The organism is Massilia sp. CF038, from assembly GCF_900129765.1.
Taxonomy (GTDB): domain Bacteria; phylum Pseudomonadota; class Gammaproteobacteria; order Burkholderiales; family Burkholderiaceae_D; genus Telluria_A.
In genome coordinates this window covers 354,405-363,628 of the sequence record NZ_FQWU01000004.1, presented here as the reverse complement: position 1 = coordinate 363,628, position 9,224 = coordinate 354,405, and the positions used below count along the sequence as shown (strand labels likewise).

At 60.3% G+C, this 9,224-nt stretch carries 6 protein-coding genes; 2 read left to right on the top strand and 4 right to left on the bottom strand.

Translation table 11 applies throughout. The annotated features are described in order from the left end of the window. Positions 1-172 precede the first annotated feature (172 nt). On the top strand, positions 173-871 hold the full coding sequence (locus BUC24_RS23020) for a hypothetical protein (RefSeq protein WP_073222459.1): 699 nt from the start codon (positions 173-175) through the stop codon (positions 869-871). 15 nt (positions 872-886) lie between these two features. Here BUC24_RS23020 and BUC24_RS23015 read toward each other — a convergent pair whose 3' ends face one another. The 3 genes from BUC24_RS23015 to BUC24_RS23005 form a co-directional block, all read right to left on the bottom strand. After that, positions 887-3,580 (bottom strand): phosphocholine-specific phospholipase C, encoded by a 2,694-nt coding sequence (locus BUC24_RS23015; protein ID WP_073222456.1) that lies wholly within the window; start codon positions 3,578-3,580, stop codon positions 887-889. A gap of 152 nt (positions 3,581-3,732) precedes the next feature. Next, positions 3,733-5,304, bottom strand: coding sequence for a M20/M25/M40 family metallo-hydrolase (locus tag BUC24_RS23010; protein WP_073222455.1), 1,572 nt, complete (start codon positions 5,302-5,304; stop codon positions 3,733-3,735). Positions 5,305-5,332: 28 nt separating this feature from the next. Next, positions 5,333-6,913, bottom strand: a complete 1,581-nt coding sequence (locus BUC24_RS23005) for a M20/M25/M40 family metallo-hydrolase (protein WP_073222453.1) — start codon at positions 6,911-6,913, stop codon at positions 5,333-5,335. A gap of 341 nt (positions 6,914-7,254) precedes the next feature. Between BUC24_RS23005 and BUC24_RS23000 the strand changes: the two genes are divergently transcribed. Further along, on the top strand, positions 7,255-8,685 hold the full coding sequence (locus BUC24_RS23000) for an esterase-like activity of phytase family protein (RefSeq protein WP_073222451.1): 1,431 nt from the start codon (positions 7,255-7,257) through the stop codon (positions 8,683-8,685). Here the strand turns inward: BUC24_RS23000 and BUC24_RS22995 are convergent. Next, positions 8,677-9,213, bottom strand: a complete 537-nt coding sequence (locus BUC24_RS22995; protein WP_073222449.1) for an acyloxyacyl hydrolase — start codon at positions 9,211-9,213, stop codon at positions 8,677-8,679. The genes BUC24_RS23000 and BUC24_RS22995 overlap by 9 nt on opposite strands. Between the last annotated feature and the right edge of the window lie 11 nt (positions 9,214-9,224).

Below are 9,224 nucleotides of genomic sequence, written 5' to 3'. Positions count from 1 at the left end.
CCCCTTCCCATCCCGAACAGGACCGTGAAACGAGCTTACGCCGATGATAGTGCTGCAACCAGTGTGAAAGTAGGTTATCGTCAGGCTAGTTATAAGAGAAAGACCCCAGAGCAGAAATGCTTCTGGGGTTTTTTTTCGCCTTGCGATTCGTCACGTGCAAAATTCATCCACTATGCCTAAAAACCTGCTCCGCGTTGTCCCGATTGTCATCGTCTTGCTGCTCTATGCGGCGGTGGCCGGTCCCGAATGGCTACGCAATCGCATGCTGGACAAGGAATTGGCGCCGCAATACGCGGCCCTATGCGAAGGTGCTCCGCTAAAAACGGTGGAAAGGCGTAATCAGGCCATGGAAGACGGCTATGTCGTGAACAAGCTGCACGACTGCATTGAAAAAGCCTCGTTCAAGCAGGTTGCAGAAGCCAAAGCAAAGTACCAGGCCGAACATACGCCCGCTGCGCAGGCCGAAGCCGTGCGCGTGGAAGCGGCACGCATTGCTCAGGCAGCCCGCGAAAAAGAAACCGCGGAACTGCAAGCTATCGCCGCCCAATTGCAGACCCCAAAGCCGCCCACCGACGAGCCTCCGCAAATCCCGTTCCGCAGGCTCGATGCGAACACGGCTGCCGAAGCCGATCTGGCCAATGCGTTCGGACTCGACGCGCAGATCGCCGCCGACATGGTCCACGAACGCGGCAAGAAAAAATTCACCGACTGGCCCGATTTGATCAACCGCGTCACCGCCTTTGGCGCCGCGCGGACAGCCATGTTCGCGACGCTGGGCGGTTTGAACGTCAACGGTCTTGCACTGCCTGGGCCGCCGCCGGATGCCTCCATGGTTGCGCTCGCGCGCGAGTCGCTCCGACCGCGCCCCTGACCACGCAAGCGGCAACTAGACGATGCGAAATGGGCTAGGGCCGCCAAGTAGTTGGTAGCCGTCATCGAACAACATCCAGGCTGCATAGTTGCCCGGGGCTAGTTTGCTGGTCTCGAAGCTGGCACTCCCGCGCGCGCTGGTGATGTATTTCCAGTCCAGCCATTTAGTGGTGCCAGGTTCGCTTCCTGCCGCCCATAAGCCGATCCAGTTTCTGGCCCTCACGCGGCTGGTTGGCAAGGCGAAGGTCAGCACTGCCGCCTCGCCGCGCGCAAACGAAGCAGTGGTATTGGTGATGAGTTCCGTGACGCAAAATGGAACAGGTCCGCCCAATGCCTCGTAGCCGTCGCGATACAGGTACCAGGCGTTGTAGTCTCCCACCGGCAAGCCCGTGGTGTCAGCGATCCAGCTGCCGCTTTGCTGCGGAACATACGACCAGGCCACCGCGCTCCCATTGCCGGGACTGCTCCCGGCAGCGTAAATGCCTATCCAGTTCTTCAAATCGAGCTTGCCTGCCGGGGCCGCATACGCCAGCGGAAAGCCCATCCCGCGATGTACATAGCCGCTCCTGGCCGACAGGGCGCTTTGCTGAGTACGATTGGTCCCGATCATCGGATCGGTGCGGCTTGCCGCGCCCGTGTCAACATGGCCGGCAATGCGGCGCAGGAACTGGCCGTCGCTGCTACTGCGAATACTGAAGTCATACCAGCCGAAGCTGGCACTGAGTGGCCTGGTCAGCGCCACCGTCGCCGATGGGCCAACAATCACGGTGCTGCTCGCTGCGCCGTAAGCGTTGTCGCTGACGGTCAGCGTGCACGACGCGGCGCCGCCCATGTTCGACAGGTACAGCACCACGCCGGGCAGCGCCGCATCGTAAGCCACCCGCAATTCCGGGCGCGCCGTGCCCGCTGCGGTGCTGCCCTTGAACTGGCGCAAAAATCCGTTCGGACCATGGATGCTGAGTTCGTAACTGGGCGTGTTGAAGTTCCAGGTTTCCGCTTCGATCGATTTGCCAGCTTCCACCGCGTAATACCAGGGGCCATCGCTGCGCACGCTGGAGTAAGCAATGAAGGCAGCCCCGCTGCTGCCGGTATTGCGCAGGTCGACTGCGAGGCGGGTCAGGTTTGCCGTCGCGTCGACGCCCAGGCGATAAGGCAGTGCACAGGCTGGCCGGGTGTTGCTCGAATCACTGCAGCGCTCCTGGCGCGGCAGACTTTGCTGTTGTGGCGGCACTGGCGTGGGCTTGCCATTGACCAGTGTGTAGGTCGTTTGCTTTGGCACACTGGCAGGCCAGCCTGTGTTCGGATTCTTGAAGTCAAACGCGCTGGTCAGGTCGCCGCAGACAGCGCGCCGCCACGGTGAAATCTGCGCGCAGGCAATGGAATTGCGCGCTCTGCCGCGCGCAACCAGCCACTCTTCCAGGAACCGCAACTGCGAGGTATGGTCAAACAGCTGAGAGCACACGCGGCCGCCCTTGGTCCACGGCGAAACGATCAGCATGGGTACACGCGGGCCCAGTCCCACGGGCACGCCCTGGTAATTCTCGTATTTGCCCACATCGGGCAGGGTCGTGCGGCCCATCGCAGGCGTGAGCGGTGGCACGGGTGCCGGCATATGGTCGAAGAAGCCGTCGTTTTCGTCATAGGTCAGCAGAAACACCGTCTTCGACCAGACGGCGGGATTGGCCACCAGTGCGGCCAGCAGGCGTGCGCTGAGGTTCTCGCCGGCGTTGGGCGAATTGGGCGAATGCTCGGTGTAATCGTTGGGCGCGCAAATCCACGACACCGCGGGCAGCGTGCCATTGCGCACGTCGTCCGCAAACTGGTTGACCAGCCAGTCGCCGCGGGTGCCGGCACTGTTGCCTTCGTTAGAACCCGGCGCAATCGCGCGACCGCGCTGGTACAGGGCAGAGTTGCTGCTCAAGCGGCTGCCATCCGCGTTCACCCGGAAGTTGCGGAAATAGGCCAGATAGTTATCGCCGTAGTTGTCCCACTCCTGGTACACCTTCCAGCTGATGCGGTTCGCTTCCAGCGTTTCCGCATACGTGGTCCAGTTCGGCGCCGACGCCGTGACCGTGGCGCTCACATTGTCCTTGGCAGGATCGTTGTTGTAGTGGCCGTTCTGGCTGATGTTGTACAAGCTGCCCATGCTGGCAATCCAGTTCTGATTGGTACCGGTAAGCATGAACATGCGATTGGGATCGGTCGCCCCAAAAATGGAACAGTGGTAGGCATCGCAAATTGTGAAGGCGTCGGCGAGGGCGTAATAGAAGGGAATATCGGCGCGGTCGAAGTAGCCCATCGACAAGGCCGTTTTTTGGCGGACCCATGCGTCCCAGCCTTGCCAGGTTTGCTGCGAACCTTTCCATGAGTGATTGGTGCCCACCGACAGCGCGCTGGTGTTTTTCACATCGAAGTGGAAAGGCAGTACATCGGGGCCGCCGGTATTTGGCTGGTACCAGACAGGTTTTCCAGAAGGCAGAGTAATGGCGCGCGGATCATCGAAGCCACGCACCCCGGACATGGTGCCAAAGTAATGGTCGAACGAACGATTTTCCTGCATGAAGATGACCACATGCTCAACGTCGGCCAGTGTGCCGGTGACGTTGTTGGCTTCGACCGCGAGCGCCTCGCGTATCACTGCAGGCAGCATCGAAGTGCCTGCTGCTGCCGCTGCCATGCCCAAGAAACCGCGTCTGCCTGTCGATACCATGCCGCCTCCGAATGGTGAGAGAAGCGGCAACGATAGCGCGTCAATATGACATGCCGATGGCAAATGGAAAGGACTTGCAGGATGCGCCAAATCGACGCGCGCGGATGGGTAAAACGGCACAACAGCCCCGGCCCGTGGCCGGGGCTTGCTGCTTATTGCGGTTTGTAACTGACCTTCAGATTATAGGTCGATGCCTTGTAACCCTTGAGCAGCACATACACATCGCCATTGGCCGTCATGTTGACGGTGCAGGTCTCCGTGCTCGTCGCGCCGTCGGATTTGCAAGTATAGGTGGAGGTGGTGGGCACCGCCGCCTTGCGCACGTACAGGTCCGTATCGCCGGTGCCAGTGGTGTCGGCGCGCAAGCTGCCGACGCCCACTTTGAACGGCCCAAAGGACTTGGTCTGTCCCGACGTCAGCGAGCCGCTGAAGTTTTCCACCCGGTCCGCTGCCCCTGGTCCATCACTGCCCAGTTCAATCAGGTAAGCCGCGGCCAGCTTGGCAAACTTGAGTGCGTGCGCAGCCTGGTTGCCTGAATTGGCATAGGTATCGTTGGCGGTATGAATGTAGGGATTGTCATCACCATCGAGCGTTTCAAATGGGAACGAGGCCGGATAGCCCTGGTTATACCAGGACGCATGGTCCGAACAGGCATAGCCGCATTTCGAATAGCCCACAGTCACGCCCGGCATGTAAGCCGTCACCAGTTTGGCCAGGAAATCGTTCTGCAAACTGTCGGTGTAATCGGTATAGATCCAGATGTCCGACGGCGAGCCCTTGTAGTTGGTCATGTCCAGCTGCATCGACCCGACCACGTTCACGTTCCTGGCCTTGAAGTCCTGTGCAATGGCGGCCGAACCGCGCAAACCCACTTCCTCGGCGGCATACCCCATGAACTTGATGGTGCGGCGCGGTTTGTAGCCGCTGGCAATCATGGCGCGCAGTGCTTCGGTCATGCTGGCAATGCCGGACGCATCATCGTCCGCGCCCGGCGCGCGCCCTGTTTCGCTGGTGTTTGACGAATTCACCGAATCGAGGTGGCCGCCCACGACCACCACTTCGCTGGCATTGTCGGTGCCGTTGATGGTCAGGATCACCGACTTCTGGTTATAGCCTGCATGCGTGAACTGGGTCACCGAAATATCGCTGCGGCCTGTCGCCATGCCGGCCCACTTGGTCTTGAGCCAGTTCGAGGCATCGCTGCCGCCGGTGGTTTTGTAATACCGGTTCACGAACGACGACAGGTCGTTGATCGTGGTCGTGATATTGCTGGCCTGCATCTGCGACAGCACGCCAGGCACCACCGTCTGGTTGTCGATCACGTACGATGGCCGGCTCAGCAAAGCCGTTGCGAGTGGCGCCGTAGTGGCCAGTGCGCGCTTGCCTTCGGCCTCGCTGGCATGGAACATATAGCCGCCGCAACGCTTCAGTTCCTTGTGGACCGCCTCACTCAGCGCGGCCAGCTGGACTTCGTCTACCTCGACCAGGTGCACTTTTTCGGTGGCAGCCATCTTGGCGCTTGATTCGTTGGTGCGAAGCACCTTGCTTTCGCGGGCCACCAGCTGCGGCGCGGCCTTCTGCAAATGCTTGAAGGCCGCATCACCGACCGTGATCCAGGTTTTGTTGTCAGCCGCCATGGCCGGCAAGGTGCTGCACAAGCCTGCCAGCATCACTGCCAGCAAGGCCGGCAGCGCGCGGGGGAGAGGACGCATCTGATTTCTCATGATTCTTCCTTTGTATTGGGTTGACGGCTTACTGCGGGTTGTAGGTCACCTTCAGGGAGTAGGTCGATGCGGTGTACCCCTTCAGCAAAACATACACGTCGCCGTTGGCGGTCATGGTGACCGAGCAGCTCTCCGTGCTGGTGGCGCCATCGGACTTGCAGGTGTAGCTGGAGGTGGTTGGCACGCTGGTCTTGCGCACGTACAGATCGGTGTCGCCGGTGCCGGTGGTTTCCGCCTTGAAGCTGCCGCCATTGATCACCTTGAAGGGACCGAAGGATTTGGTGGCGCTGCGTGCCAGCGAACCGCTGAAGTTTTCCACCCGCGGCAGGTTGGTATCGGTGATGCCGTCGCTGCCCAGCTCAATCGCGAACGAGGCGGCCAGCTTGGCGAACTTGAGCGCATGCGTGGCCTGGTTGCCCGAATTCGCGTAGGTATCGTTGGCGGTGTGAATATACGGGTTATCAGCCGAGAACGAGGACTCGAACGGCATCGAGGTGGCATAGCCTTGTGCATTCCACGAGGCATGGTCGGAGCAGCCGTAACCACAGCGGTCGTAGCCAATGGTCAGTCCAGGCTGGTAAGTCGTGATCAGCTTGGCGACGAAATCGCTCTGCAGGCTGTCGGTATAGTCGGTGAACAGATAGATGTCGTTGGCCGCGCCCTTGTAGTTGGTCATGTCCAGCTGCATCACGCCAACCACGTTGACGTTATTGGCCTTGAAGTTCTTGGCAATGTCGGCCGAGCCGCGCAGACCCACTTCTTCCGCCGCGTAGCCCATGAACTTGAGCGTGCGGCGCGGCTTGTAGCCGCTGGCAATAATGGCGCGGATCGCCTCGGTCATGCTGGCAATGCCCGACGCGTCGTCGTCGGCACCGGGGGCGCGCCCGGTTTCGCTGGTGTTGGAGCCATTGATCGAATCAAGGTGACCACCCAGCACCACCACTTCGGCCGCGTTGTCGGTGCCATTGATGGTCATGATCACCGATTTCTGGTTGTAGCCGGTGTGCGTGAATTGCGTGACGGTGATGTCGCTGCGCCCGGTCGCCATGCCGGCCCATTTGGTCTTGAGCCAGTTCGATGCATCGGTGCCGCCGGTGGTCGTGTAATACCGGTTCTGGAAGGAAGACAAATCGTTGATCGTGGTCGTGATATTACTGGCCTGCATTTGCGCGAGGACGGGATTAACCGTGGCAGCATTGTCCAGCACATAGGAAGGTCGGCTCAGCATCGGCGTTGCCAGCGTGGCGGCCTTGGTCAGCGCGCGCTTGCCCTCGGCCTCGCTGGCGTGGAACATGAAGCCGCCGCAGCGCTTCAGTTCATGGTGAACCGCTTCGCTCAGCTGTGCCAGCTGGGCGGCGTCAACCTCCACCAGGTGCACGGTTTCTTCGGTCGCCAGCTTGGCGCGCGCATCGCTGGTGCGCAGCACTTTGCTTTCTTTGGCGATGACTTTGGGCGCGACCTTTTGCAGATGCGCGAAGGCAGTGTCGCCCACGGTGATCCAGGTTTTGCCTGATTGTGCGGATGCATTGGCGCTGGCAAACACACCTGCCAGCAAGACGGCGAGCACGGCCGGCACCGTGCGCTCGAAATGACGCTTCTGATTCTGCATTGAATTTTCCTTTTTGTTAGAAGGGCTGTTCGCCCTGTTGCAAAGCGGAAATCGAGCCGGTGAGCCCGGTGCCGCTCATCCATTAAGCAAAGCAGCCGGGATGGCTGCAACGGTCGGATACGGGGAAGCGCTGTTTGCACATCTAAAATGCAAGCTTAAAAAAATACTATCACGCAAAATGCATGGCGCGAGCACTCTGTCTGATTAGACCGACAGTCTCATTTTTAACAAAATCAATGACTTAGGGAACTTTCGTGGCTTACCGGCATGGCACGGTGCTAGCGAGAACCCGTTGCGGCAACGATGCGGATTTTCAAACTTTGTGGCGTATAGTCGGCGACATGCGCAAACACGATGAATACACACAGCGCCATGGCCTGGACGAAATCAAGGTGGCGGTCACGCGCCTGTTGATTGAGACCCCGCCTGGCTTGCACGTGCCTTACGAGGGCAATGACCCGCAGGTGGCGGCCGCCTTTCCCCAAGGCTTTCCGCCGTCTTACGGATCGGGCCTGGCCTGCAAGGGTTTGGCCAGCGATGGCGGCATTGTGCTGTATTGCCTGACCGACCGCGGTCCGAATGGCGATGGTCCGGCCGTCGCGCTGCCGGGTACCAAGAATATGGAAAGCAAGATTTTTCCCGCCCCCAGTTTCAAGCCATCGGTTGGCGTCTTGCATGTGAGCGGAGAACGCGCCGTGCTGACCTCAAGCTTGCCGCTTCGAAGCGGCGATGGCAGCTTCGCCTCCGGATTGCCCATCCCGCAAGGCACACTGGGCAGCGCAGACGAAATGCCGCTGCCCGATTCCTTGCAGACCGATCCCGCGCTGTTCAGCATGAACGGCATCGACAGCGAAGCCATCGCCTACGACCCCGTGGAGAATGTGCTTTGGATCACCGATGAATATGGCCCTTTCCTGCTCAAGGTGGATCCCGCCACTGGCATGGTGCAAAAGCGCTACGGGCCTGGTAGCGGCTTGCCGGCCGTGCTCGCCAAACGCCGTCCCAACCGTGGCATGGAGGGCATGACCTTCGACCCGTCGAGCGCGCTTGTTCATGCATTTCTGCAGAGTCCACTCAGCGATGGCAAGGCCCACTACGCCCTGACCGGCAGCGATGAGAAAGTGGAGCGCTATGCGGCATTTGTGCGCTGGATCGTGTTCGATCCAGCCACCGGCGCAACGCGCAAGACGCTGGCCTATCCGCTCGACCATGCTGCTTATGCCAAAGGGCGAACCGGTAACGCCAAACTGGGCGATCTGGTCGCGCTTGGCGCAGGCAAGTTCATCGTGATTGAACAGGGCGAGGGCCCGGACGGCCACATCTTCAATCACCTCATGCTGGTCGATATCAACGGAGCCAGCGATATCGGTGCTTACGGCAGCGCGCTGGAACGCAGCAGCATGCGTGGCAAGGCGGTCGATGGTGCCGACTGGCGCGCTGTGACCCCACTGCGCAAGACCTTGTTGCTCGACTTGCGGCGCATTGGCTGGCTGGCGGAAAAAGCCGAGGGGCTGGCACTGGTCGATGCGCATACTTTGGCGATGAGCAACGACAACGACTTTGGCATGAAGACGCGCTTGTTTGACGCGGCCGGTCATGCAGTGGCGGACGCCGATGTGACCCAGGTGACTGTGGATGCGGACGGCACCATGATCGATGGCGCGCGTGCAGGGGACGTGATGCGTGTCAGCCCGGGGGACCCGGACGAGCGTGCGCTGACATTGTGGATGCTGCGCTTTGCAGCGCCGCTTGCCTCGCTGTCCCTAGAATGATTTGGCAGCGCGCAGCATCAAAAAGTTCACACCGCTATTGGGCTTCTTGATGCCGCCGTTGGAATAATGGACCAGGGTCATGCCTGTTTCCCAGCCATTGCGAAACGCGTAGCCAACGCCAAGCTGATCGCCAAACTGGTAGCGCGTCGACAGCATATTGCTGTCGTTGTCGTACAGCTTCGAAAGCAGATGCAGGCCGATGCCGCCTTCCAGATACCAGCCCTTGCCATCGTCTGCGCGCAGGCGGAACATGGGCGTGATGCCAATGCTGGTAATGTTCTGGCGTTGCCCTTCGATGTTTTGATACGCATCGCCGCGCCACTGCGCCAGCGATCCTTCCCAGTAGCCGGCCACGTGGGTGCCGTTGGATTCAAACCAGCGCTTGTCCCAGTTGGACTGGACCGCAAGGCGCACCATGGCAACTTCGGGGCCGCGGCCGTACTCGAGAGAGGCGCCATCGAGCCCGGCGGCAAAGGCGGATGAAAATGACATGCACGCGGCAAGCGCGCTCAGGGTTTTGAATCGCATTGGCTCCCTCA

What these genes read in the sequence shown, in the direction of transcription:
- BUC24_RS22995 (WP_073222449.1), bottom strand. Translation starts at nt 9,213, where the DNA reads ATGCGATTCAAAACCCTGAGCGCGCTTGCCGCGTGCATGTCATTTTCA.
- BUC24_RS23010 (WP_073222455.1), bottom strand. Translation starts at nt 5,304, where the DNA reads ATGAGAAATCAGATGCGTCCTCTCCCCCGCGCGCTGCCGGCCTTGCTG.
- BUC24_RS23000 (WP_073222451.1), top strand. Translation starts at nt 7,255, where the DNA reads ATGCGCAAACACGATGAATACACACAGCGCCATGGCCTGGACGAAATC.
- BUC24_RS23005 (WP_073222453.1), bottom strand. Translation starts at nt 6,913, where the DNA reads ATGCAGAATCAGAAGCGTCATTTCGAGCGCACGGTGCCGGCCGTGCTC.
- BUC24_RS23020 (WP_073222459.1), top strand. Translation starts at nt 173, where the DNA reads ATGCCTAAAAACCTGCTCCGCGTTGTCCCGATTGTCATCGTCTTGCTG.
- BUC24_RS23015 (WP_073222456.1), bottom strand. Translation starts at nt 3,580, where the DNA reads ATGGTATCGACAGGCAGACGCGGTTTCTTGGGCATGGCAGCGGCAGCA.